This is a genomic window from Pedomonas sp., from assembly GCF_036515995.1.
Lineage (GTDB): Bacteria > Pseudomonadota > Alphaproteobacteria > Sphingomonadales > Sphingomonadaceae > Pedomonas.
In genome coordinates this window covers 1-25730 of sequence record NZ_DATBUP010000028.1, presented here as the reverse complement: position 1 = coordinate 25730, position 25730 = coordinate 1, and the positions used below count along the sequence as shown (strand labels likewise).

General features: G+C 61.1%; 13 protein-coding genes and 2 pseudogenes. 8 read left to right on the top strand and 7 right to left on the bottom strand.

The features are described from left to right. Position 1: 1 nt before the first annotated feature. Both tnpB and tnpA read right to left on the bottom strand, forming a co-directional pair. Entirely contained in the window at positions 2 to 349 is a 348-nt protein-coding gene (gene tnpB / locus VIG90_RS02325; RefSeq protein ID WP_331591819.1) for an IS66 family insertion sequence element accessory protein TnpB, read from the bottom strand. Continuing rightward, positions 346 to 771 carry an IS66-like element accessory protein TnpA gene (gene tnpA / locus VIG90_RS02320; protein WP_331591818.1) on the bottom strand — a complete coding sequence of 142 codons (426 nt, stop codon included), beginning with the start codon at positions 769 to 771 and terminating at the stop codon, positions 346 to 348. Before tnpA ends, tnpB begins: the two co-directional genes overlap by 4 nt. Positions 772 to 875: 104 nt before the next feature. On the opposite strand from tnpA, the pseudogene VIG90_RS02315 reads away from it, so the two are divergent. The 3 genes and pseudogenes from VIG90_RS02315 to VIG90_RS02305 all read left to right on the top strand — a co-directional run. Continuing rightward, positions 876 to 2135 (top strand): annotated as a pseudogene (locus VIG90_RS02315) (helicase-related protein); the annotation flags it as partial. A 187-nt stretch (positions 2136 to 2322) separates the two neighbouring features. Next, positions 2323 to 2646, top strand: a complete 324-nt coding sequence (locus VIG90_RS02310; protein WP_331591817.1) for a DCL family protein — start codon at positions 2323 to 2325, stop codon at positions 2644 to 2646. A gap of 294 nt (positions 2647 to 2940) precedes the next feature. Next, positions 2941 to 4398 carry a caspase family protein gene (locus tag VIG90_RS02305; RefSeq protein ID WP_331591816.1) on the top strand — a complete coding sequence of 486 codons (1458 nt, stop codon included), beginning with the start codon at positions 2941 to 2943 and terminating at the stop codon, positions 4396 to 4398. A gap of 141 nt (positions 4399 to 4539) precedes the next feature. Here the strand turns inward: VIG90_RS02305 and VIG90_RS02300 are convergent, their stop codons facing one another. From VIG90_RS02300 to VIG90_RS02280, 5 genes are all read right to left on the bottom strand, one after another. Next, a complete protein-coding gene (locus VIG90_RS02300; protein ID WP_331591815.1) occupies positions 4540 to 8316 on the bottom strand; it encodes a hypothetical protein in 3777 nt (1258 codons plus the stop codon). A gap of 224 nt (positions 8317 to 8540) precedes the next feature. After that, the gene (locus VIG90_RS02295; protein ID WP_331591814.1) at positions 8541 to 10961 is read right to left on the bottom strand and encodes a hypothetical protein; all 2421 of its coding nucleotides are present in this window, start codon (positions 10959 to 10961) and stop codon (positions 8541 to 8543) included. Between the two features lie 109 nt (positions 10962 to 11070). Continuing rightward, positions 11071 to 12477, bottom strand: coding sequence for an efflux transporter outer membrane subunit (locus VIG90_RS02290; RefSeq protein ID WP_331591813.1), 1407 nt, complete (start codon positions 12475 to 12477; stop codon positions 11071 to 11073). Beyond that, positions 12467 to 13669 carry an efflux RND transporter periplasmic adaptor subunit gene (locus tag VIG90_RS02285; RefSeq protein WP_331591812.1) on the bottom strand — a complete coding sequence of 401 codons (1203 nt, stop codon included), beginning with the start codon at positions 13667 to 13669 and terminating at the stop codon, positions 12467 to 12469. Before VIG90_RS02285 ends, VIG90_RS02290 begins: the two co-directional genes overlap by 11 nt. Continuing rightward, on the bottom strand, positions 13662 to 16856 hold the full coding sequence (locus VIG90_RS02280) for an efflux RND transporter permease subunit (RefSeq protein ID WP_331591811.1): 3195 nt from the start codon (positions 16854 to 16856) through the stop codon (positions 13662 to 13664). The genes VIG90_RS02285 and VIG90_RS02280 overlap by 8 nt, the downstream gene beginning before the upstream one ends. 201 nt (positions 16857 to 17057) lie before the next feature. Here VIG90_RS02280 and VIG90_RS02275 point away from each other — a divergent pair, with 201 nt between their 5' ends. From VIG90_RS02275 to VIG90_RS02255, 5 genes and pseudogenes are all read left to right on the top strand, one after another. After that, positions 17058 to 17951 (top strand): LysR substrate-binding domain-containing protein, encoded by an 894-nt coding sequence (locus VIG90_RS02275; RefSeq protein ID WP_331591809.1) that lies wholly within the window; start codon positions 17058 to 17060, stop codon positions 17949 to 17951. A gap of 137 nt (positions 17952 to 18088) precedes the next feature. Continuing rightward, positions 18089 to 18373 carry an Lrp/AsnC ligand binding domain-containing protein gene (locus tag VIG90_RS02270; RefSeq protein ID WP_331591808.1) on the top strand — a complete coding sequence of 95 codons (285 nt, stop codon included), beginning with the start codon at positions 18089 to 18091 and terminating at the stop codon, positions 18371 to 18373. Between the two features lie 462 nt (positions 18374 to 18835). Further along, a complete protein-coding gene (locus VIG90_RS02265; RefSeq protein ID WP_331591807.1) occupies positions 18836 to 20293 on the top strand; it encodes an FAD-dependent oxidoreductase in 1458 nt (485 codons plus the stop codon). A gap of 476 nt (positions 20294 to 20769) precedes the next feature. Next, positions 20770 to 23319: a hybrid sensor histidine kinase/response regulator gene (locus VIG90_RS02260; protein WP_331591806.1), complete on the top strand. Its 2550-nt coding sequence runs from the start codon at positions 20770 to 20772 to the stop codon at positions 23317 to 23319. A 901-nt stretch (positions 23320 to 24220) separates the two neighbouring features. Further along, positions 24221 to 24983, top strand: a pseudogene (locus VIG90_RS02255) (IS5 family transposase). Positions 24984 to 25730 lie beyond the last annotated feature (747 nt).

Sequence of the window (25730 nt, the reverse complement as noted above, 5' to 3'; positions counted from 1 at the left end):
CTTAGCAAGCAGCCTCCGGCTGCCAGGTCCGGGCTGGCATGCGCCAATCGATCCCCTCGAGCAACATCGACAGCTGCGCCTGGCTGAGCGTCACCGTGCCACCCTCCGCCTGCGGCCAGACGAAGCGTCCGCGCTCGAGCCGCTTGGCATACAACACCAGGCCTTGCCCATCCCACCACAACAGCTTGATCAGATCGCCGCGTCGCCCCCGGAACACGAACAGCGATCCGCCATGCGGATCCTGCCGCAACACGGTCTGGACCAGCGCGGCCAGGCCGTCAAAACCCTTGCGCATGTCGGTGCGCCCGCAAGCCAGGTACACCCGGACCGTGGTTGGCAACCCGATCATCGTCCCTCGACCGCATCAATGACGTGACGCAGTTGCCCGGCCTCCAATGCGCCCACGATCGTCAAGCGAGCGCCCGAGGGCAAGTCAATCACAAGCCGGGGATCGTAAGCCGGCGCCGTCCCCACCAATGTATCCGTCCGGACCGGCGCGACCCGCACTGGCACAAAGCCAGGAAGCACGCCGGCGCGATGCTCGCTGCGCCAGCGGTAAAACAAGCTGTTGGATAAACCGTGCTGGCGGCATACCACAGCCACAGGAGAGCCTGCTTCGACCTCCGCCAGGATCCGCAGCTTCTCCTCTGCGCTCCAGCGCCGTCGCCGCTCCGGACCGGGTAGCACCTCGCCTTCGCCGTCCAGGTCAATCTTACGCCTACGCCTAAGCGCAGGCGTAAGGTTAGACACCTCCAGGATCGTCTCGTTCATTACCCGGCTCCCCCGCAAAGAAAGCCGCAGCATCTCATCCAGCCGCCAATCCGCAAGGCGGCCTACAGCCGACGGTTACCGTCGAACGAGGAGTAGCATTTCACTACGGCAACATGCCGTCGCTTATCCGCTCCGAGATCGAGCGGCTCTTCAAATTGGGTAAGATACGCTTCCTAGTCTGCACGTCGACCCTCATCGAAGGCGTTAACCTTTCATGTCGTATGATTGTGCTTCGTGGCCCGAGGAAGGGAAGCGGCAAGCACATGCTGGCGCATGACTTCTGGAATCTCGCTGGGCGAGCGGGTCGGTGGGGCGATGAGTTTCAGGGCAAGATCGTGTGTATTGATGCTCACGACGTAAACGCGTGGCCGCAAGGCGTGCCCAAGCGCGCTCGGTACGAGATTAAGCGCGAAACCGACGCGGTGATGGAGGATCCGGACAAGATACTCCGTTTCTTGGGAGATCGGGCGGGAATGTCGATGGACGCTGTCGGCCGGAATGCGAAGCTCGAACAGGTCTCGTCCTATCTGATCTCCACATTCCTGCGAACCGGTTCGATTGGCGAGGCCGCATTCGCGAAACGACACGATCCGAATTTCGTTGCTAAGTTAGATCAGGCTCTCGCTGAGCTGTGCAAGGCGATCCCGTTGCCCGCGACGTTGTTCGCGCGGCATCCAGGCGTGAGCGCGATTGCGATGCAGTCCCTCCTCACATTCTTCCAGCAATATCCAAGCGAAATCGAAGACTTGGTGCCGGCGTTGTCCGAGGATGACGAGGCAGTCAATTCAATGATGTTCGTCATGAAGGCGATCAATGATCATCTCTTCCCCGCCTTCAAGCCGGATGATCTGCTCTACGGACATGCCGTGACCGTCCACCGATGGCTTCGAGGCTGGTCGCTGGCGCGTATGATCAAGACACGCATCAAGGGCTTGGAAAGGAGAGGGGAGACTGTCAACATCCCCAATATCTGTCGGCAAACGATGGAGATGGTCGAACAGACCGCGCGGTTCGCCGCCCCGAAATATATAGCCGCATACGTGGACGTTCTGAAAGTGCATCTAGAAGACGCTGGGCGGTCTGATCTTCTTCAGGATGACTTAGACATCGGCTTGAAGCTCGAGTTCGGTATCTCCACTCGGACGCTGCTTTCGCTGATGGAATTGGGCCTTTCCAGGATGAGCGCTGTAGCGTTGTACGAGGTCATCGCTACGGACGACCTCGATCAAGACGCATGTCGCGAATGGATGCGTGTCAACGCGGACGCCTTAGAAGGCGTCGGTGTGCCGTCCATCATCATCCGGGAGTTGCGTGAGAAACTACTCGGCGAGCCGCGGCAGGCGGCGGCGGGTAGGCCGACTTGAGGCTGACCATGGGAAGCAGTTGCGTAGATCGCTCTTTGCAGGTGAAGACGCATGGCGCCTTTCGCTCAGCCTCGCTTCAACTGAGGTGCGCCAGGCACCGGCGGGTCCTCAGAGTTCGCGAGATTGGAGGAAAATCCGTTGCGCGGCGCCGATAATCTTTTAATTTCATAGGTGAAGGAAATCGGAGATGGGAAAGGCGCGACGAGTCACGCTCGCAACCCAGACCTTTGAAAAGGCGGGGGACGCGAGAAAATTCTTCACGGTTATGCTCAACCGGTACAGCATCGGCGATCGGGTAAGCACGGAGGATTCAGTCGAGCTCTCTGCATTGCTGGATCGCCATGACGAACGTGATGAGAAGGTCGGAAGCGGAGTTGCTGGATTCGAAGTGAACACGCCGCCCGAAGGCGTAGGCCAGTTTTCCAAGAGATGTTTTTGGGTTGTCAGAGACGACGGCTCGAAGATCGATTTCTCCATCGGCCACTGCTTGAAGCAGAAACCCTACGACTGAGCGATTGGTAAGATACTATGCAAGTTCCGGCTGATGCGCCCATTGCGGTCGTTCGCGCCGTGACACGACGATCTCGAATGCGGCCGTTCGTTTGACTAGCACTGGAACCCGTAACCGCGGTCAAGATAGCGAGGGTTGGACCTATGATGGGGCGCAGAATTGGGGCGGAAGGTTTTTGGCGTGCCTGCCGACCTGCTGACGGTCAAGTTGACCGAGCCGACGTCAGCGATCTGAGCGTGGGCCCTTCGCAACCCTACATCACGTCACACTCGATTTCGGAAGGCATGCAAGTAGATGAAGCGTAAGGCCTTGGTCATCGGCAACGGCGCCTACGCGCCCGGGTTCGACCTCGAAAACGCCGTGAACGACGCCGTGGCCGTAGCCGGGGCGCTGCGCCGCAGCGGATTCGAGGTGAACGAGTTCACGGACCTGGACCATACGGCCATGCAGGACGCCGCACTCGCGTTCGGCAAGTCGCTTAAGCGGGACGGTGCCGCCACTTTCTACTTCGCGGGACACGGCGTCGAGATCGATGGCGTCAACTACCTGATCGGCATTGACGCCGACCCGACGAGCGCGGTCGACGCGAAGCACAACTCCCTCAAGCTCGACTACTTGGTGGACCTAATGGATCATGCCGGATCGGAGACAAACATCGTTATCCTCGACGCCTGCCGCGAGAACCCGTTCGGCAGGAACTGGGACCGGTCGCTAGGCATGGGCGGACTGGGGCCGGTGACAGCGCCACGGGGCACGCTGATCGCGTTCGCCACGTCACCCGGCGAGAAGGCGATGAACGGCACCGGCAAGCATGGCCGCTACACCGAGGCTCTGCTCCAGCACTTCGATGCGGTCTGTCCGGTCGAAACGATGTTCAAGCGCGTACGGGCGACGATGGCGACCTCAACCGGCAAGAAGCAGACGCCATGGGAGCACACTTCGCTGATCGCGGAGTTCTTCTTCAACCGCAGTCGCAACGTGCCCGTTACCCAGTACAGCGAGCAGGCAGTCAGCGACGGCGGGTTCATCGCGGATCCAAAGAAACCGGCGGACGTGGTCCTCGATGAACTGAAGTCGCACGACTGGTATAGGCAGAACCCCGCCGCTCGCGGCATCAAGGCTTCGGACCTGAATGGTTTCAGCGAGAACGCTTGTTTCATGATCGGCCGCGCGCTCTATTCCGCCGCCGACGGCAAATCCAAAGATGCCGAACTCTGGGTGACCAACTTCATCGCGAAGACGGGTGGCGTCGACTCGGACAAGCGCAAGGCGCTGCTCGACGGGATGCTCTTCGAAGTATTCTTCGATCGCGACGGCATCCTGCGCAACAAGCCGAAGGCGAAACACTTCGACGAGCTCTACGGCGCGGCGAGCGCGAAAGTATTGCGGCCGAGCCTCGAGTTTATCGGCGAAGTGTTGGTCAACACCGGGCGGCGGTTTCTCGCTTTCCCCAACATCGACGACGACGTGTCGGTCGACATCACGACAACTATGCTCCCGGGTAAAGCCAATCCGTCCATCACCGGGATTGTAGTAGGCGGTCGCGACATCCTCTCGCTCGACAGCCCGGACTATGTCGACGAGCACGGGATACCGAGATACTTCGCGTTCCGGCCGCAGGACCTCGCGAATCGGCTCGCCGCCGAAGCTGCGCTGCCTACTTCGCGGCAAGTGTTGAATTTCCCCGATCTCTCCATACCACCCGGTGAATTCGGTTACCCTGTTGGCTATTCGCTCGAGTGGATGAGCTGACGGGACGCAAACGACCAAAACCGGCCATTCACCCAGCGCGAAGCCGTCAAGCAGAAATGCAAAGGGTGACGGGCCTGGCCTAAGACTCCGCGAAAGCCGCGATCGGCGTCAGGGCCTCGCTGGGGACGCACGGATCAGCAGCTATTCGAAACTCTGCTCGCCTTCCCGATCGCGCTTGCTCTCATGTTCGATCCAGCGTTCGAGTTCGGGCAGCATGTCGGTGACCCATTGCCGAACCTCGCCTCCAACATTGTCACCCAGCGTTGTGATAGCCGCGCGACGCCGAACCAGAATATCGGCGAGCGAGCCACTCCAGCTGCGCGGATGCAGCCGCGACCAGATATCACCGAGGAACGCCCGCTTATCTGGCGCGTGGCCCAATATTTCCAGGAAAAGCGTGGAGACACCATTCTCCTCTTCGCCCTGCTGCCGCTTGAACATGGGGATGCTTTTGCCGAGCAGCGGATAGCGCCGATCCGGATCGATATTCGCCCACTGAACAAGGGTCTCGGCGCCGACATCTTCCACCGGCGTGCCAAACCCGAAGTCCCCCTCAAACAGCCCCCGATTTCTCGGCCTGAGCTCGGGGAGCAGGAATTCGTCGAGTGCGATCAGGGGGTGGGTCTCAAAGAGCGCCTTCAGGACATAACCAAGATCGTAGGACGAGAGATAGACGGTCTCCAGTCCGGCCCGCACGCGAGCGCAGATTTCCCGCGATGTCGCCTCTCCATCGGGTCCGGCGCAGCAGACCCGAATGACGGTATGCAGCCCAAAATCGCGCAACGACTGCTTCTTTCCGAAGTCAGCGCGCAGTAGCAACTCACGGCCAACAGCGATCAGGGATGGCGCACGTTGGCGGCCTTCTTCCCGATCGCGGTAGAAGTGCATGTGCAATATATCGAGCGCGATCTCGACGCCATTGGCCAAATTACCGATGTCGGTGAGCAGCGGGCCAAGCGCGTCGGGTGGAGACTCCCCGACACTGCCATTGGCGATGCTTGAAAAATTCTGCGCCGAAAGGACGCCACGTTCCATCGCACGCCGAAGCCGCGCTATGCCTTGGGCATCGATAGCAACACACGCCTGAAGATACGGCAGACTCGCAGCGAGATCGGGATTCTGGATCACATCCTCTAGCTTAGCGTTGGCAAAGGCCGAATCCTTGGCGTGCGCGCCATGGATAAACCCGCCCAGCACCGTCGCATTCCGGCTGTCCGCCTCGGCGGCGGAGAAGAGGTCCAGCAGTTCCCGCCACATCGCATCAAGTTCGGCGGCACCATCCGACAGGCCAATGCCGCATTCATAGGCGCGCTGCGGATTTTGCTCGACTAGCAGTTCGGCGATGAAGGCAGCGCGCGTCTCCGGGTCGTGCGCGAGTGCGGTGCCGATCTCTTGCGCCAGCTGGGAGGCGCGCTCATAGGGTTTCATGACGTCGCCGTCATCCGCGTCGCCATCAGCCACATCCCAACCGAAACTGCTGCGCCCCAGTACGACCGCACGGGCCTGATGGAGAAGATCGGTGGGTTTCAGGCGTTCGATGAGCGCTACGAGACGGGCGCGCACCTCATCCGGCATCACGTCGCCCTCGAAGCGCAGCGCTGTGCGGAAGCCGATCCACCCCTCGATCCAAGGTCGCTCGGAAGAAAAGTGGGTCGCTGCTCGTTCGAGCGCATCGTGGCAGGCGCCGAAGTGCCACAGCTCTCTTACGCTGTGGGCAAGGTGGTCCCTGGCGTTTTCGATGATTGGCGAGAGCTCGACCGCTAGGTCGACCGCGCCGTTGTACCAGGCCCAGATGTCACCATAGGTCGGTGGGTGCCAGCCATAGTCCCGTGACCGGGCACCGAAGTCGAAATCGCTGGATGAACTGAAATGGTGCGCCTTCAGCAGCGCATCGAGGGCGACGCCGGCGCAGCGCACCAAAGCCGGATCACCCGATAGCGCGAATCGGCGCACGAGCGCTCGCCGCTGCTCTGGTAAAGCCTTGGTGCCGGACAGGTGCAGGTGAAACAGCTCGGCGAACATGCCCGATGCCGAGTTGTTGTGGTGGTCGGGCGATTCAGCGGAAAGGAACCGCGCAAGCAAGGTTGCTGCGCGGTCGAACAGCGCCGGATCGTAAGCGAGGAGCTTGATCAACCGTATCCATTGCCACCGGTTGCTCGACTGCGGATCGAGTATCTCGCCGCCATTTGGGCCGGTAATATCTCGCTCGATCCTCGCGAGCACGGCATCGGGCGCGACCGGGGCGATGTTGGCGATGATCTGAAGGCCGTGTTCTCCCAATACTGCAAGATCGCCGAGTGGCCCGTAAGCACGGAGCCAGCGCTCGACCGCGGCCCGCGCCTCGTCGCTGTCGTGCAGATAGCCGAGGCGGCGCGAAAGGGACTTCTGCATCCGCGTTGTAAGCGACGCGCAGAAGCGATCGAAATCGGCTGGCGGCAAGCGTTCAAGGGCGAACCCGGCGAGCGGGTTGGCGATCGCATGCGGCAGGATAGCGCGCCACTGTCCCCGCAGCTGCGCGATCCCCCGCTGTCGAAGCGTGTTCAGCGCCGCATATATCGTCGCCACGGGAACACCGCGAATAGCGGCGACCCGCGCAAGTTCACCGCCTTCCGAAGTGTCCTCGCCATCGATCGAATAGAGCAGGGAAAGCTCTTCGGCAGCGGAAATCAGATCCCGGTCAGGCTCGTTGCGCTGATGAAAAATCCGCTCGAAGAGGTCGCGGCTCTTGAGCTTTCCCAGGGTTTCGCCATTTCCGAGCGTGTCGGCGAGAGCGCGTGCCACGCGGAAGTTGCCGTCGCTGAACTCTGATATGGTTCGCCGGTCAACCTGCGTCACATTGGGGAAGGTCTTTTCCAGCCACAGCTCCACCATTTCGGGCGATGCTGATTGCAGGCGAAAGACCTCGGTACGCTCGGGCTCGTCGTCGCGAACATCATATTCGACAGTTAAGAGACTGACTTGGCTCCCCGCTTCCGAACAGATACGGGCCAGTTCGCTGTGTGTCGCCGGGTTGCAGTTGTCGACGATCAGGATCGCGCGTTGCCGTGCGATCACCAGCTGGCGCGCCATGTCCCGTGCGGTCGGGTCAGTCTCCGCCGAATAGTCGGTATAGACGGCGAGCCCCGGATCGAGCGGCACCTCGCCCACACCATCCTCGAACAGTGCCTGCACGAGACGAGTCTTTCCGAGACCGGACAAGCCGATCAACCGGATACATTGGCGAGCTTTGGTCAGAGAGACGCGAAGCCGGGCGATACCCTCGCCGATGCTGAGTTGCTCGCGGTCGCTCGTTCGCTCATCGGTTAGGCAGGCCTTGTCGTTGAAGAGATAGGGCGTCTCCTCGCTCACGCCGACGCCGCACCAATCGCTGATGCTGCTCCAGCCCGACATACCGATGCCGAGCCGCGTGCGGACCCAGGCGGCAATTCCGGGATAGTGATTGACCCATGTCGCCAGCCGGTCGCGATCGTAGAAGTCACTATGCAACTGCCCGGCCTCAGGCAGATCGTCGAGCTGCGCCCGGATCGCATCGCGACGATCGCTCAGCGGCTTGTCTGCGACCGACCCTTGCGCGCTGACGATGATGTAGGCGCCCGAGCGAGCGGCGAGTTCGGCGATGACCGGCCGTAGTACACCGCCAGGACGCATCTCATCGCGGATTGCGCTCGCCGGCATGTCGGGCTTTTTCACCTGAAACCCTGTGTGCTGGCGCGGCACGAAATCCGGCATCGGCAGTGCCGACGGGCACTCGACCCGGACATCGAGCCCGCCATCGGCCGCATCCTGATTGCCGCCAGCGGTTACCGACGAACTGGGGCAACCCTGCGCCCGCAATTCTGCCAAGGCGAGACGTGCAACGAGTGTCCGCAGATCGGCGTCATTGAGGTCGGCGACTTGTGCGCCAGTAATTTCAAACATCGTCCCCCATCCCCCTTTCATCAAATATAGGAGAGCATGCGGGAGAACAAAGAGTGGTCAAGCGATAGTTGGTCCGCCACGACCGCGACCGAACTGTCAGTTGATCCGTCGCCACGCATGATGCCTCGCCCACGCTCGACCTCTCGCCGGACGATCTGAACGAGCCTGAATTCTAGTTTTGCGCGTCGGCGATCCAGGCTCGTCCGACTACTCCGCCCAGGTTCTCACGCCTGCATCATTCGCGACGGAAGCCCTGCCCCCTTCATCGTCCCGACGAAATCATAGGCCTCGCCGGTTCGGGGCGCGAACCAATACAGCAACAGCAGATCCCGCGTCCCGCCTTGGTCAAGCGCGCTGCTCGTCGCCCGCGCGACATTGGCCTGAAAGGTCTTCGGATCGGGAGGTGGACCGATCACGAACGAGATGGTCGATGCGCGCTCCGCCTCGCCCGACGTGATGCCACTGGTGAAAAAGCTGTCGACGGATTTCTCTACGATCCGCCAGCCTTCGCGCAGCAAGCGATCGGCAGCCTTCTGCGTCTGGAAGTCGAAGCTCAGAAGCCGATGACCGAACCGCGTCCAGCCCGCGGGCTTCTTGTCCTCAAGGGATCGCAATATCGCCTCCCACGTTTCGGTCCTACGGATCGGAAAAGATAGGGCCCCCGCCGCCCTAGCCTCGCTGTAACCATGCGCGACCTTCGCGGAACGGCCATACAGCCACAGCTCGCCATCGCGACCCACGCTCGGCACGTTGAACTGCGTCTCCAGATAGAATGCCACCAAATCCAGTTCGTCTGCGACATACGCCACCTGCCGCTCGAAAGCCTCACGGCGACTCAGATAGTGACACCGCTCGATCTGCATCGTCAGCACCTCCATGACCGTCTCCAGCTCGAAGATACTCATCGTCGGGGATATGTCAGCCGTCTCCGGTATCAGCCCCGCCTCCTTCAGCCTCGGCCAATGCGCCGAGAGTGGGCCAACCGCATCCAGCACCACGTTCACCCGAACGATGTCGCGGATCGCGTCGGAATCGATCTCCAGGACACCGTCGTCGCTCCGGAAACTCAAGACGCCGTGCGCATCCTGCAGCATCCGCTTGAAACGGGCCGACTGGTCGGATGGATCGACAACCAGCTTCCGCAGCGCGCCCTTCAGACTGTTCAAGGCTCCGCGTCGAGCCGGACCGTCGATCTTAGCTGACTTCGCCTCAAACACGATGACCGTCTTGTCGACCACTGCGACGATGTCGGATTCGTAGTTCCGTCCATCCGCCGGATCTGTCCAGAGCACTGACCTGTGTATCTCGGCGTCGGGCAGAAATGTCGCCAAGGTCGAGCGCAGCTTCCGCTCCAGCCACTCTGCGCGCTCATCCTCGACCCCAGACTTTGTCGAAGGCAATCTGTTGCAGATCTCTTGGAACGTCTCAGCCAAATTGGTCCCCAGACTATGTGAGTTGCACAGAAAGTATCGGCCGTCGTCCAGCTTTATGAATGGTCTCAGCCTGACAGGGTTATCAAGGTGGAGGTGCTGGAGCTGATCATTTCCAACCTCCCCAAAGCGCAAAGAAATCGTGTCGATAAGCCCGAGCAAACCTTGGCGGCCCGCGACGTCGGCGCGCGCCACGAGCTCCTCGCTGGTGAACGTCATCATGGATGCAAACCGGCCTTCGGAGATCGACCAAAGCCCAGCCTCGACGACACGCCGATCATATCGGTGCGGCATCACTTCCGTCTCGACCTTAGCCGCAACCTCTGCGCTGAGCGGTTCCACAAACGCCCGTATCATCGCTATGCCGGACTTTTTTCGCATCCAGCTGCGAAGCCATGCCATGTGCGACTCGAGACGCCGGTTGATCGTCTCGATCACTCCCAGCATCACCGTGATGAGATCATCAGGATCGCACCCGTGCTGCCGCCGGAAAGTTTCCCGCACCGAAGCCGCTAGCGCGCGAACAAATTCTTCGGTCTGATGAACATGTCGAGGGCCCCTGATCGCCATCGTCCAGTCGCGCAGCAGCGACAACAGTTCCAGCCGATCGTTGTTCTCCAGATCGGTTGTCAGCTTCCGAAGCCAAGTATGCCGGTAGGCCTGTCCATTCTCCTCCAGGAGATCGATACTATTCTGCGTGAAACCGGCTAAGTCGATTCCGGCGCCGTCGCCGTCGTCAACCCGCTCGGCCGACAGCGCCAACGCCTGCAGTATCTCAACGTGCCAGACCTCGATGCCCTTCTTGTTGGGTTCCTTCTGAAGGCTGACGATCCTGAAGAACATCGCAAAGGCAACGCGGGCAAGCACCTCGATCGCATCGCGTTCGGTGATCAGGCCGCGGAGACGAGACAGAGTTGTCTCGTACATCGTTTGGGCGGTGTCACCCGCTTCGTTTGCCTTGGCAATTCCTTCAGGCGTCCATCGCCTTCCTTTCGGCATACCCTCCCAGTCGATCACGAGATCCCCACCTTCAATATTGTCTGACGCTTCCTTCGCCATCGCGAACGACGGCAGACCGCTCGCGCGGTAGAAGAATGCAATGTGCCGACGACGGCGATGTGGCTCAAGGCTTGTGCGGGATCTCTCGCGGGCTTTGAACTTCGGGATCGGCGAAGGAATGTCGGTGGAAGCTAAACTCGCACCAAGGGTGCGCAAATGGCAGCTATCTCCGGATGGTTATTCGAAAGCTGCCAGTCCGCACCCGGCCAGCTGCAGCCGTTTACCATCGTTGAACCGAGTGTTCTCCGGTGGTAGTAATGAGGGTTCAAGCCCGTGTGTCTGCAGGCGTGCCGCCCAAGGCCCGGATTAGCGCGACGCTGGCCCGCATGCGCTGGGTTTCGACGACAAGCAAAGCGCGTTGTGCATCCAGCGCATCCGTCTGTGCGGTGACGACCGCCAGATAGTCCCATGCCCCATCCCGATAGCGAGACATGGCGAGCTTGCTGGTGCGCCCGGCAGCCTCGGCTGCGCTGCGCTGGTCAACGGCCTGCGCTGCAAGATGCCGGTTGGCCGCAAGCGCATCTTCCACCTGCCGGAAGGCGGTAAGCACGGTGTCGCGATAGTTGGCGGCAAGCTCGTCGTAATCGGCACGGGACAACCTGACCTGTGCGCTGCGGCGCCCGCCGTCGAACAGGGTCGCGACGGCGGATAAAGGCCCCAGGCCCCAGAAGCTGTTGGGCGTTTTCAGAAGCGCGCCGTTGGTCGTCTCCCAGCCGCCACTGAGCCCAAGGGTAAGCGAGGGAAAGAAGGCGGCACGCGCAACGCCGATCCGCGCATTGGCAGCGAACATGCGCCGCTCGGCTGCGGCCACATCGGGCCGGCGCTGCAAAAGCTCGGACGGGACCCCGGCCGGAAGCGACGGGGCTACCAGGGACTGCACCTGTGCCTCGATCCTGAAATCAGAGGCAAGGGCGCCGATGAGTGCTGCAATCTTGTGCTCGGTTGCGGCCCGCTCGTTGGCAACCGCAGAGACTTGCGCGCGGGCATTGCCGAGCACCGTCTTGGCACGATTGACGTCAATCGAGGAGGCAATGCCGCCCCTGTGCCGTTTGACGGTCAGCTCATGGGCTCGCTCAAAAGCCGTAACGGTCTGGCGCAGGAGTTCGGCTTCGGCGTCTAAGCCGCGCAGGCGAACGTAAGCGTCGGCGACCTGCGCCTGCAGGCTGAGACGCGCCGAGGCAAGGTCAGCTGCGCTTGCAGCCGCATTGGCGCGAGACGCGCGGGCGCTGTTGCGGATGCTTCCCCAGAGATCCAGCTCATAGTCGAGCGCACCGCCGACCACATAGTCGCTGTAGGTTTGGGGTGTACCGTTGCCGAGGGGGCGGTTGCCCGACACACGCCTGCGGCTGGCCTCGCCGGCGGCCACAATAGACGGGTAAAGGTCCGCCTCGTCGATCCCGGCGATGGCGCGCGCCTGGTCATAGCGGGCAAGGGCGGCCGAGAGCGTCGGGCTGGCCTCCTCGGCGCGCTTTTCCAGATCATTGAGGACCGGATCGTTGAATGCTTCCCACCACGCCCCGCGCGGCAAGTGATCCATCGGCTGCGCGGCCGTCCAGCCTTCGGCCTCCTTGAACTGGGCAGGGACCTGCATTTCGGGTGGGCGGTAGTCCGGTGCCATGGAACAGCCGTTCAGCATCGCCAGGATAAGCGCCGCGCTTGCCTTAGCCTGCATGAGCTGCGCCCTTTGCGGCCAGGGGGGCAGGGGCCTGCACCTTTACAAAGTCGCCGGTCTGGATGGCATCGGGCGGCGTGTCGATGACCCGGTCCGTCGGTGCAACCCCGCCCGTCACGATGATCGAGCGCCCTTCGTCGCGGGCGATCGTGATGGGCTTGACGGTGACCTGGCCCTTATCATCAACCACGGCAACGGTCGGGCCATCATTGCCGTAAAGTACCGAGCCGCCGGGCAGACGAAGGCTCTGTGCATGACCAGCATCCAGGCTGAACTCGACCTGCGCATAGGCGCCGGGCTTCAGCGCGCCGTCTGCGTTGTCTGCCTGCAACTCGACCAGCACGGCTCCGGACTTGGGATCAACCGCATTGGCGCTGCGGGTCACTTTTGCAGGAAAGCTGCGGCCCGGGAACTCGGGCAGCGCGAGCGTTGCGGAAAGGCCGGGCTTTACTTGAGCCGAATAGCTCTGCGGCACGCGCACGTAAATTCGCATGCGGTGGGTGTCCGCGATAGTAAAGAGCGGCTGGGCGGCGGCGCCTGCCACGACAAGCGCGCCGATCTGCGCTGACCGGCTGGTGACGACGCCATCAAATGGCGCAACCAGCTGGGTGAAGCTTTGGAGCGCCTTCAGACGCCGTACATTGGCAAGGGCCGCCTCGGCAAGAGCGGTCTTGGCGGAAAGATCGCCGGATTTCTCATCCGCTTCCTGCTGCGAGACCGCGTCTTCTGCCAAAAGCGCGCTCCAACGCCTGGCCGTTGTGCTGGCAAGCTTCTGGTTGGCAAGCGCTGTCTGGTAATCCGCTTCGGCCTGGGCGAGCTGCTGCTCGACCTCGGGGGCGTCTAACACCGCGAGCGTCTGACCGGCCCGGACAGTATCGCCGATATCGACCAGCCAGCGGCGCACGTAGCCGTTGGTGCGCGCATAGATGGCGGCGGTATTATAGGCCTCCACATTGCCCGGCAGGCTCAGCACGCCGCCTCCGGCATCGCTTGAGGGAGCAACGACGGCCACAACAGGAACGGCCGCTTCTGCTGCGGTCTGGCGCAGTTCATCGGTTGCATGAAGGCGAGACGCTGTGCCGATGGCAACGACGCCGAGCGCGACGATTGCCGCGCCGATGCCGAAACGCTTCAGAGCGCGGGTGTCCGGCTTGGTTTCGGACGGGGTGTCAACGGACAGGGTCTCAGACATGGCTGGGCTGCACTTCCAACTGAAGCTCGCTGGTCCGGCGGTGCCGGTGAACGAAGCTGAAAACGGTGGGCACGAAGAACAGGGTGGCGATGGTTGCAAAGATGAGGCCGCCGATGACGGCCCGGCCGAGCGGGGCATTCTGCTCGCCGCCCTCGCCAAGGCCGAGCGCCATGGGCGCCATGCCGATGATCATGGCAAGCGCGGTCATCAGCACCGGGCGAAACCGCACCAGACCCGCCTGGAGCGCCGCCTGGGTAGCATCGCCAAGGACGGCCAGCTGTTCGCGGGCGAAGCTGACGACGAGGATCGAGTTGGCGGTGGCAACGCCCATGCACATGATGGCGCCCGTCAGCGCCGGCACCGACAAGGTGGTGCCGGTGACAAAGAGCATCCAGACGATGCCGGCGAGTGCTGCGGGCAGCGCCGTGATGATGACGAACGGGTCGACCCAGCTCTGGAAGTTGACAACGATGAGCAAGTAGATGAGGAGGATCGCTGCGGCGAGCCCGAAGCCGAGGCCGGAGAAGGCCGTGTTCATCGTCTCGTACTGGCCGCGGATGGTCACACTTGTGCCTGCGGGCTTTTCCGCCTCGAGGGACTGGATGGCCTTGTCGATGTCGGCGGCAACCGCACCCAGGTCGCGTCCATGGGTCGTGGCAAAAACGTTGAGCACCGGCTGGATGTTGTAGTGGGAGACAACCGGCACGGTGTTGGAGCGGGTGATTGTCGCCAGGCCTCCCAGCGGGTGGGTCACGCTCGAACCCGCGCTTGAAATAGGCATGCGCGAGAGGTCATCGATCGAGCCCACCAGGTATTCGGGTACTTGTGCAACAACCGCATAGGAGACCCCGCTCTTAGGGTCGACAAAGAACACGGGCGCGGTCTGCGCCGTGCCGGCAAGCGAGCTCGAGAGGCTCGTCGTCACATCGCGTTCGGTGAGACCAAACTGGCCGATGCGCGACCGGTTGACGTCCACGTTGATCTGGGGCGCGCGGGCGGGCTGATGAATACGGGCATCGGCCAGCCCGGGGATGGTTGCGATCCTGCCCAGGAGCTTTTGCGCGTAGGCGCGGTTGGCTTCCACATTCTTTCCGCTGATCTGGATGTCGATGGGAGCGGGCGCACCGAAGTTCAGGATCTGGCTTGTGATGTCGGCAGGCAGAAAGGCAAAGCTTGTGCCCGGGAAGCGCCGCGGCAGCTCGTGGCGCAGTTCGGCAACGATTTCCGCGGTCGGGCGATGGCCCTTGTTAAGGGCGATCAGGACGTCGCCGTCCTGCGGGCCAATGGTGCCGCTGTTGTTGTAGACCGTGTTGATGGAGCTGACCGGCAGACCGATGTTGTCGGTGATCGAGCCGAGCTCGGAGGCCGGGATGATCTCGCGGATGGCGCGGCCGATCCGATCGAAGCGCGCTGCCGTGTCCTCGATGCGCGAGCCTGTCGGCACGCGAACATGCATCGCGATCTGGCCGGAGTCGACGCTCGGGAAAAAGTTGCTCCCCAAAAGCGGCAGGAGACCGAACGAGAGGACGACAACCGCAAGGAAGCCGAGGAGGAAGGGCTTGCGTGCGCCGAGTGCCTGCCGGAGGAGGCCCATGTAGCCGGAGCGGACGTGCTCGAAGCGAAGCTCGAAGCCGCGCTGGAAGCGCACCAGCGGATTGCGGGTCTGGGGCGTGCCCGCCAGATGCCGGTTCTCGCCATCAGGCGCGTGGGGCTTGAGCAGATACATCGCCATTGTCGGCACCAGCGTGCGCGACAGGATGAACGAGGCGATCATTGCAAAGACGACCGACAGCGCCATCGGCACGAAGAGGAAGCCGGCAACGCCGGGCAGGAAGAACATCGGCACGAAGACGATGCAGATGCAGAGTAATGCCACAAACGCGGGCGTTACGATCTGGACCGCGCCGTCCAGGATGGCGTCAATGACGCTCTTGCCCCGTTCCAGATGCCAGTTGATGTTCTCGATCGTCACGGTCGCATCATCAACCAGGATGCCGACGGCAAGCGCAAGGCCGCCCAGCGTCATGACGTTCAGCGTTTGGCCAAACGCCGCCAAGGCCGCAATTGCTGCCAGAATGGCAAGCGGGATGGAGAGGGCAATGATGACGGTCGAGCGCCACGAGCCCAGAAACAGGAGGATCATGAGCGAGGTAAGGGCGGCGGCAATGGCGCCTTCATGCACGACCCCGGCAACGGCCGCCTTTACGAACACGGACTGGTCGCCGACCGCCAGGATCTTCAGGTTCTCGGGCAAAGTGGCGGCAATGCCGGGAAGCGCTGCCTTGACGCCATCGATAATGGCAAGGGTCGACGTCGCGCCGTTCTTGAGCAAAGTCAGAAGCACCGAGCGCTGACCTTCCACATGCACGATGTTCTGCTGCGGGCCGTTGCCATCGCGCACATAAGCGACGTCGCGCATATAGATGGTCGCGCCGTTGACCACCTTGACCGGCAGGTCGTTCAAACCCTCGATGGAATCAGGCGCGTTGTTGAGGCGAACGCTGTACTGCGTCGGGCCGATCTTGACGAAGCCGGCCGGGTTGATCTGGTTCTGGGCCGCAATGGCGTTGCCGATATCCTGAGCCGACAATCCCTTGGATTGAAGAGCAAGTGGATTGAGATCGATCTGCACCTGCCGCTCCTTGCCGCCTGACGGGAAGGGCATGGCAAGGCCGGGGACGGTCACCAGCTGCGGGCGGATCTGGTTCTGGCCGATGTCGAAGAGCTGCTGCTCCGAGAGGCCCTCGCCTGAGAGCGCCAGCTGCAGGATCGGCACGGTCGAGGCGCTGTAGTTGGTGATGAGGGGCGGATTGATGCCGGGCGGCATGCGCTTCAGGATCGTCTGGGAAATCGACGTCACCTGCGCGGTTGCAGTGCGGATATCAGCGCCCGGCTGGAAGAAGATTTTAACGATGCCGATGCCCTGCAGGGACTGGCTCTCGATATGTTCGATATCGTTGACGGTTGTTGTCAGCACGCGCTCGTAAGGCGTGATGATCCGGTTTGCCATGTCCTCGGGCGGCAGGCCCGAGTACTGCCAGGCGACGGCAACGACAGGGATGCGGATATCGGGGAAAATGTCGACCGGCGTGCGAAGCGCCGCCAGGAGACCCGCAATGGCAATGAGGATGGCCATGACGATGAATGTGAGCGGGCGACGCAACGCAACTTGAACAATGCCGATCATCGACGCCTCTCCCCCTCGAGACGTCGGAAAACCCTCGCACGCCGTCTCGCCCCGCGACCTGTACTGAAAGCCCTGTGAGGTGCCGTCAGGGGCGAAACACAACCTTGCTGGCGACAATCACTCTTCCGCATTGATGGCGTCTTGGATTTTTCGCGTCTAATACATAATATGGCTGAATCAATATCCTGAAAGACATGATCGGTGGACCTCAGGCACCTTCGCTATTTCCTGTGTGTTGCCGAGGAAATGCACTTCGGCCGCGCTGCCATGAGGCTCGGGATCTCCCAGCCGCCGCTGAGCCAGCAGATCCGTGCGCTCGAAGACGAACTGGGTGTCAGGCTGTTCGACCGCACGAGCCGGCGGGTCTGCCTGACGGAGGCCGGGCAGCTGTTCGAGCCGGAAGCCCGGCTGACTTTGCAGCAGGCCGAGCGGGCAATGCAGACCGCCCGGCTGGCCCAGCAAGGCGAGGTCGGCCATTTAGGCCTCGGCTTTCCGCCCTCCGGGCCGTTCGTCCCGAGCATTGCAGGCGCGCTTTACCGGTTCCGGCAATCCTACCCCAAGGTCGAGCTCATGCTGCAGGAGCTGGGCCGGGACCAGCTGATCGAGCGCGTGCGCGACCGGCAGCTGGACCTGGGCCTCGTCCGTGGTTTCGAGCCGCCGGTCCTCCCCTCAGGCCTGGTGACAGAGTGCCTGCTCGAGGAAGACATGGTGCTGGCCATCCGCTCGGACCATCCCTTGGCCGAGCGCGCGGCAGGCCCCGAGATTGCCGATCTGGCGGCCTATCCGCTGGTGATTTACGACCCGGCCAATGGCGCGGGCTTTAACGAGCATTTCTTTTCGCTTTGCGAGGAGGCGGGCTTTGTGCCTCATGTCGCCTATCGGGCAAGCGGTCTGGCGACCTTGCTCGGCCTTGTTGCGGCCGGCTTCGGGGCGACGCTGCTGGCCCGCTCGCTGGCGCGTTTGCATGTAGACAATCTCGTCTTCCGGCCCTTTGCGTCGCCGGTCAGGAGCCGCCTCTGGCTCGTTCACGCCGAAGACCTGTCGCCGACGGGCAGAACCTTCAAGGCGACGGTTTTGTGCGAGGACCACGGCTAGGCAGGGCTGCTCCGGAAGCGGCACGCAAGGCTTGCCTTGCCCGCGGATTGCTGTGCTGTGCTCGCTCTCGTCAAACGCTCGTGTTACAGGGGCCCGTCGCCATTCATTGCTGATCAGAGTTCAATCAGGAGGATATCATGGAAAACCTGCCTGCCTTTAGCCGCCTCTTCGTTCTTGTAAAATGCGAGGTAGGCCGTGCCAGCGATGTCGGTCAGCAGATCGTCGATGAGATCGAGGAGGCGCAGGAGGTCTATTCCATCACGGGCGAGTATGATCTTCTGGTCAAGTTTCTGCTGCCGAACCTGCAGGCCATGTCGGACCTGGTGCTGACGAAGCTTCACCGCATCCCCGGCATCAAGGAAACCCACACCTTCGTCTCCTTCCGCGTGTTCGGGGAAGACATCGGCGATTTCGTCGATTGATTTGAAAAGACGGCCCGCTCTCAAGGGGCCTTTTGCCAAGTAATGGGGAGAGTCGCCGGTGCGGCGGTGGTGGCTCTACCCCTTTTCACCTGAAGGGGTGGATGCTGTCTCAAGAGCCGTCCGGATTGACGGCTGGGTTCTTGCAGGCCGGGGCAGCGAATGCTTCGCGGCAGAAGCGCTGCCATCTGCCTGCCCTCGTTCACCTGAAATCAGGACCGGCCACACGTCGACCGACGCATGGCCGCTTCTGATCGACCCTTTATGACAGTGCGCCTCTTGCGCTCCGGCGGCCTCAAACCGGATCGCCTCGCCAGAAGGGGCTTACAGCCTGTGAAGGGCCGGGGGCTTGGCCGGTAAAACCTGTCGGATGCGCAAGGTTGCGGCTGCCTTGCGGTCATTTAGAGTGCCACTCGCCAGAAGTTTTCCTGCCGAAATCATAGTTATAAAAAGGGGAGAGGTATTTTGAGCACTTCCGTGGCAGTTCGGCCGTTGCCTGTTGCAGACGTTGCCTCCTGGGACATTGAAACCGACGTTGCTGTCGTCGGGTTTGGCGCATCGGGCGCTTGTGCGGCCATTGAGGCGGCAGAGGCGGGTGCCAGCGTTACCCTGTTTGAGGCGGGCTCCGGCAGTGGCGGCGCGTCGGCCTTGTCGGGCGGTGAAATCTATATTGGCGGCGGCACGGATGTGCAGCGGGCCGCAGGCTTTGAAGATACGGTCGAGGCCCTTGAGACCTACCTCAAGATGGCGGGCGGACCGGGCGCCGATGAGGCCAAGTGCAAGCTCTATGCATCAGAGAGCCTCAACCATTATGACTGGCTTAAATCCCAGGGTGTTCCCTACAAGGGCACGTACCTGCCCGGCAAGATCATGGAGCCGGACGGAGATGACACGCTGATCTGGTCGGGCAGCGAGGAGGCCTGGCCCTTCCGCGATCATGCCAAGCCCGCGCCGCGCGGACATGTCATTCAGTTCATGGGCTGGGGCGGCGGCCGCAAGCTGGTCGACGTTCTGGAGGCGCGCGTGCGGGCGCTGGGCGTTGATGTGCGCACCGATGCCAAGGTGACCCGTCTCATTGCGGATGCTGACCACCGGATCGTCGGCCTTGTCGTTCGCATCAACAACGAGGCGCTCTACGTCAAGGCCCGCAAGGGTGTGGTGCTGTGCACCGGCGGCTTCTGCATGAACCAGGCGATGCTGGAGCGCTATGCACCCCAGGCCCTGAAGTGCTCCGATCCCATTGGCGAAAATGATAACGGCTCCGGCATCCTCATGGGGATGGGCGCAGGGGGCGATGCCATTCACATGGATCAGTTCTTCTCGACCTGCCCCTGGATCATTCCTGAAAGCCTCGTGAAAGGCATCTTCGTCAATTCGGTCGGCAACCGCTTCATCAACGAAGACTGCTACCACGGCCGTGTCAGCCGCACCATGCTCGACCAGCCGGGCGACAAGGTCTATCTTCTGGTCGATAACGAGATCTTTGCCCGTCCCATTGACCTTGCCCGCATTGAGATTGCAGCCGTTGGCGAGACCTGGGAGGAAGTCGAGGCAGAACTGGGCATGGCCTCCGGCACCCTTGCCAAGACGGTTGAGACCTTCAACCATTATGCAGCAAAGGGCGAGGACCCGGTCTTTCACAAGCACCCGAGCTGGTTGAAGCCACTGACGGAAGGCCCGTTTGCAGCGCTCGAGCTCAACTTCAAGGACAGCTACTTCTCGTTCTTCACCCTTGGCGGCCTGAACACCCTGCCGACCGGCGAAGTTCTGGATCCGGGTGGTGTTGTCGTTCCAGGCCTTTTTGCCGCCGGCAGGGCCGCCTGCGGTCTGCCCCGCTGGGGCGCCGGTTACAGCTCGGGCATGAGCCTGGCCGACTGCACCTTCTTCGGACGCATGGCTGGCCGACAAGCTGCCTCCCAGTGATCCGGTGCCAGCGTTGCAGGAGAGGGATCTCCTGCAGCGCGCCTCGGCGTTCATATATCTTAGCAATATGCGCCTGCCGACCGCAGGGAAGCCGAGCCGGAACGCGGGAGCGAAGGCCCTTTGGCCGCCTGCGCGATAGCCATTTTCAACGTGCAGGCGCCGTGACTGTCGCCAGGGCGACGGCGGATTCTTGGCCAGATGTCCTCTTCGGCTGGTGTCGGTCTTGGGCAGCGTAGGGCAAGCCGAAAGGCCCGCCTTATCACTCGCCCAGCACAAACTTTACCCAGCAAGCGCATTGCGGTCGGCGACTTTCAAGCCGGCAAGACCCATACCACATCAGATCGTACCGATTAGCGGTGCTTCCTCGACGATGGCCACCTTCTTTTATGGTTAAGAGTACATTCTGCCTGGTTTTTTATAGTAGCAAGCCTAGCTATTGCTATTTCAGGGCAGTGTAACGAGAAGACGTTCCCGATATGCCGCGTTCGGTTGATTTCAAGGCGCTGTTCAACGTCTCGCCTAACCCTTATGTCCTGATGGACGCAACGCTTGCTATCGTCTCGATGAACGACGCCTATCTGCGCGTTACAGGGAGTAAGCGTGAAGAGATCCTTGGACGCAACATGTTCGAGGCCTTCCCGAGCGATCCGGCCTCAGATGGCCATCGCATGCTGCGAGCATCGCTCGAGCGGGTGATCAAGACCGGTGAACCGGATCATTTGCCGCTCATCCGCTATGATCTTGCGCTTCCCGATGACCAGGGCTTCCAGGAGCGTTACTGGAGTGCAACACATACGCCGGTGCCCAATCGGGCAGGTGAAATCGCCTATATTCTCCAGCATACAGTCGACGTTTCCGAATTGCACCGCCTGCGCGCTCTTGCTCGCGACGTGACCGGCGCCGGTCCGTCCAACCTGATAGAATCCGATGTCTTCCAGCGGGCCAAGGCCGTGCAGGAGAGTAATCTGGCGCTAGAGCAGGAACGCCAGTACCTTCGCGGCCTCTTTGCCCAGGCGCCCGGCTTCATGGCCGTGCTGAGTGGCCCCGAGCATGTCTTTACCATGGCTAATGCCGCTTACCACCAGATGGTCGGCCGCGATTCTCTTATCGGCAAGCCGATCCGCGATGCCTTGCCCGAGGTTGTCGGACAGAACTTCCTCGCGCTGCTCGACCGCGTCTTTGAGACAGGCCAGCCCTTCGTCGGGCGCGGGATCAAGCTCTTGCTGGCCGACGAAAGCCGGAACGCTGGCGAACACTTTGTCGATTTCGTCTATCAGCCGATTTTTGATGGCAGGGGTAATGTCTCGGGTATTTTCGTCCAAGGCAATGACGTCACTGAGCAAAGACAGGCGGCAGAGGCCCTGCGGCGCTTGAACGAGACGCTGGAGGCACGAGTGGCAGCCGAGATCAGCGAGCGACGCCAGGCGGAGGCGGCGCTCCAGCAGGCGCAGAAAATGGAGGCGATCGGTAAGCTGACCGGTGGCGTCGCCCATGACTTCAATAATCTCTTGCAGATCGTATCGGGCAACCTGCAGCTTCTGGCGAAGGACATTGCAGGCAACGAGCGGGCAGAACGGCGCATCACCAATGCGCTGGCCGGTGTCAGCCGCGGCGCCAAGCTTGCAAGCCAGCTCCTTGCCTTCGGCCGCCGCCAGCCGCTTGAGCCCAAGGTCGTCAATATCGGCCGTTTCATCTACGGCATGGAGGACATGCTGCGCCGGGCCTTGGGCGACGCGATCGAAATCGAGACGATGGTCTCCGGTGGCCTCTGGAACACCTTCGTCGACCCTGGCCAGGTTGAGAACGTGCTCCTGAACCTGGCCATCAACGCACGTGATGCGATGGACGGCCACGGCAAATTGACGATCGAGGTGGGCAACGCTTTTCTGGACGACACCTACACCCGCAGACATGCCGAGGTTGCGCAGGGCCAGTATGTCATGCTGGCGGTATCGGATACGGGCTGCGGCATAGCCCCTGATACCCTGGCTCGTGTCTTTGAGCCCTTCTTCTCGACCAAACCGGAGGGCAAGGGCACCGGCCTTGGGCTTTCGATGGTCTATGGCTTCGTCAAGCAGTCGGGTGGCCATGTGGCGATCTATTCAGAGGTCGGGCAGGGCACGACCATCAAACTCTACCTGCCGCGCGCCTTTCAAAGCGAGGACGTTGTGGAGGCGGCGAACTTGGGCCCGGTTGTTGGTGGCACCGAGACCATTCTTGTGGCCGAGGATGACGATGAGGTCCGCTCTACCACCGTCGAGATACTGACCGACTTTGGCTATCGAGTGCTGAAGGCTCGGGATGCGGCCAGCGCGCTTGCAATCATCGAGAGTGGCATTCCCATCGACCTCTTGTTCACCGACGTGGTGATGCCTGGCCCGCTCAAGAGCCCCGAGCTTGCCCGCAAGGCCAAGGAGCGGTTGCCCAATCTCGCCGTCCTCTTCGCTTCAGGATACACCGAAAATGCGATCGTCCATGGCGGCCGGCTTGATGAGGGCGTCGAGCTCTTATCCAAGCCCTATACGCGCGAGATGCTTGCACGCAAGATCCGCCATGTGCTTGCCAACCAGCAGCAGCGCAGCGTCGCCACCGGGAGCCCCAATCCTGGCTCGCCGGATGCCTGGGCGATGGAGACCCTAGCGACGCCTGAGGGAGCCGCGAAACTCAAAATCCTTCTGGTTGAGGATGATCCCCTCATCCGAACGAACACCGCCGAACTGCTCGCCAGCCTCGGCCATGGCGTAGTAGAGGCCGGCAGTGCAGAGGAGGCAACGTCGGCGCTCCGTGCACAGGCGTTCGATGTGCTGTTCACCGATGTCGGGCTTCCTGACGCCTGCGGCACGGATCTAGCTCGCAAGGCAAGGGCGTTGCAACCGGATCTGCCTGTGGTCTTCGCCACAGGCAGCGAAGACGTGGCAGGCGCTGACCTCAACGCGGCGACCGTGCTCCTGCGCAAGCCTTATTGCAGCGTGGACGTCGCGGGAGTGTTGGCAAAGGTGACGAAGGCCGCACGGGTAGATTGCTGAACGGCGTAGTTGGAAAGCCGGGGTTGCCGAAACCTGACTGCCAACGCTGTGCACGCCTATTGCCGGGAGCGCAGTATGCAGGAGCCTGCCTGGTCTGGCTGCTTGTGCTCCTTCGGCCAGAGCAAATGTACGAGTTGAGAGGCTCCTCTCTGCAGGCAGAGAGTGGCTTTGGTCGTTTGCACCATGGCGTCCGTTCCGACACTGCAGCCATCTCCGCTGCAACCAGCTGTCGTAAGAGCTGAGGCCGGAACGCTGGTGCTCGCGGGTGCAAACATTTGCACAAGCGTCCCGATCGTTCAGAGTGGCACATTGTATGAAGCCACAATCAACACTTTTGTCCCGAACGGCAGCTATACCGTTAACGGCGGCGTGCTCGATCTGAATGGCCATGTCGCGACTGTGGTCTCGCTCTCCGGCAATGGATGGCACCATCGCGCTCGGCAGTGCCGGCCTCACTTTTGCGTAGGCAAGCGATACGACATCTACTGGCAGCATGAACGGCACAGGCGTCGTCACGAATGACAACAGCAGCTTTGCTGGCACGGTGCGGATTGCCGAGGTCTACGTGATTGTGGGCAAGGACGGTACTGGCACGCCTGCGCAACGTTCGAATAAGTAACAGGCGCCTCTCAACGACTCCGGCAAGGTCGGTAGCACCATAGCGCCAAGCAATCCCATTGGCACTTTGACAGTTAACGGCGATCTCACCCGGACCGCGGGCTCGGTCTATGAGATGGGGGTGGCTCCTGTTGGCACCGCCCGCGATCATATCCATGTCGCTGGCATGCCTCACCTCGAGGGGGGGCGCGGTCTTGTACATTGGCTAGGGCGTAAATTCTTTAACTTGCTTAAGTTCAGCACGAACGCGTGATTCTACAGCCCTTTAGGCACTGAGAGGCTGATCGCACGGCGGCGATACGCACTGACGGAGAGAATGGGTGAATATCGCACCCTTACTTCCCAACAAGCCGCGCGGTGTTGCGCGAGTAGACGACCGCTGAATAATGATCAATCAATTCTCCGGAAGTTAGGGTCCGGTGCGACATGGGCAAAGATACCGAAGCGGTATGGGCTATCGACAACGTGTTACAATCGGTTCGTTGCAGGCGCAGGGCCGGGGTGTGGGATCGGCTGCTGGCCGCAGTTTCTGTGGGTTTCAACGGCGAGTTGGTGATGATCGATTCCACGTGTGTCCGCGTCCACCAAAACGGTGCGACCGCGAAAAAAGGGGATCCAGCGATCATGGCATGGGACGTTCCCGGGGCGGCCTTACCAGAAAGCTCCAGTCTCTTGTCGACGCTGAGGGACGTCCTGTTCGCCTCCGGTTGACCGGAGGCCAAGTGCACGACGCCTGTGAGGCAGAGGCGTTGATTGAGGATACTCCCGATGGCCCGACGCTGCTGGGCGACAAAGGCTATGATAGCAACGCAATCCGCTAGGCAGCAGAAGCCAGAAACATCTGGGCCAATATTCCCAACCGATCCAACCGCAAGCAGCCCTTCGGCTTCTCGCCCTGGCTTTACCGTCAGCGAAATCTAGTTGAACGCTTCTTCCATCGGATCAATCAGTTCCAGGGCATTGCCACGCGCTATGACAAGGATCTGGCCAACTATATCGCCGCAGTCAAACTGATCTCTGCACGCCTAAGGTGCGCCTCGTTATGAGGCTATGCCCTAATCACCGCACGTCCAGTATTGACCGAACACCAATATTACCTGTTGAGCCTCCCCAGAACGCCGGGCCGAATTCCCTAACTTACACCACAGAGTCCCGTCGGACGCAGGATAATCCTGCCGAAAAATTCATGTAAAATCTGTCTGGGTTAATTAGGAGGCCGGTCACCGGTGATTCTATTTGACCATATATAGACGGCAATAATCACCTTTCCATTCTTACGGTACCACCACCCGCGTTTAGCGCGGAGGAAAAAATTAGGCAGACCTTTGGCCCCCCTAAGTATGCCGGCATTCTCTCAGCTCCCAGCCAGTCACCTATGTGCGCTTCGTATAACATAAAACTATGCTCGATCTATAGCAAGGGATCTAATTAGTTTCCCAGTTGGGAACCAGAAGAGGTGGCGCCAAGAATAAAGCAGAGTGCCGGGTTAAAGTGGGCGGAATATGTCGCAGAACTATTATCGCAATAAGACACGGCAACCCTTTTGAAAAAAAGCACAGGCGATGAGCTGCGTAGTGCAATTATAATTTTGGATACGCTCATTAATATCTCAAGCGCAGCTCGAGGGTCGCGATTATTTGTCATAATCTCGGGCCTAGAATTAAGTGTACCTAGTATAGGCTGCTTCGACGAAATTTAGAAGGAAATATTTGCATTAGAATAGGCAATTGAATTACTTTATAATAGTGATTTATATTTACTGATAATTCATTTGATCTTTAAAAAAAATCTTC

Bases quoted from the DNA above. Each gene is read 5' to 3' on its own strand.
- VIG90_RS02310 (WP_331591817.1), top strand. From the start codon at position 2,323: ATGGGAAAGGCGCGACGAGTCACGCTCGCAACCCAGACCTTTGAAAAG.
- VIG90_RS02260 (WP_331591806.1), top strand. From the start codon at position 20,770: ATGCCGCGTTCGGTTGATTTCAAGGCGCTGTTCAACGTCTCGCCTAAC.
- VIG90_RS02270 (WP_331591808.1), top strand. From the start codon at position 18,089: ATGGAAAACCTGCCTGCCTTTAGCCGCCTCTTCGTTCTTGTAAAATGC.
- VIG90_RS02300 (WP_331591815.1), bottom strand. From the start codon at position 8,316: ATGTTTGAAATTACTGGCGCACAAGTCGCCGACCTCAATGACGCCGAT.
- VIG90_RS02280 (WP_331591811.1), bottom strand. From the start codon at position 16,856: ATGATCGGCATTGTTCAAGTTGCGTTGCGTCGCCCGCTCACATTCATC.
- VIG90_RS02305 (WP_331591816.1), top strand. From the start codon at position 2,941: ATGAAGCGTAAGGCCTTGGTCATCGGCAACGGCGCCTACGCGCCCGGG.
- tnpA (WP_331591818.1), bottom strand. From the start codon at position 771: ATGAACGAGACGATCCTGGAGGTGTCTAACCTTACGCCTGCGCTTAGG.
- VIG90_RS02290 (WP_331591813.1), bottom strand. From the start codon at position 12,477: ATGCAGGCTAAGGCAAGCGCGGCGCTTATCCTGGCGATGCTGAACGGC.
- VIG90_RS02285 (WP_331591812.1), bottom strand. From the start codon at position 13,669: ATGTCTGAGACCCTGTCCGTTGACACCCCGTCCGAAACCAAGCCGGAC.
- tnpB (WP_331591819.1), bottom strand. From the start codon at position 349: ATGATCGGGTTGCCAACCACGGTCCGGGTGTACCTGGCTTGCGGGCGC.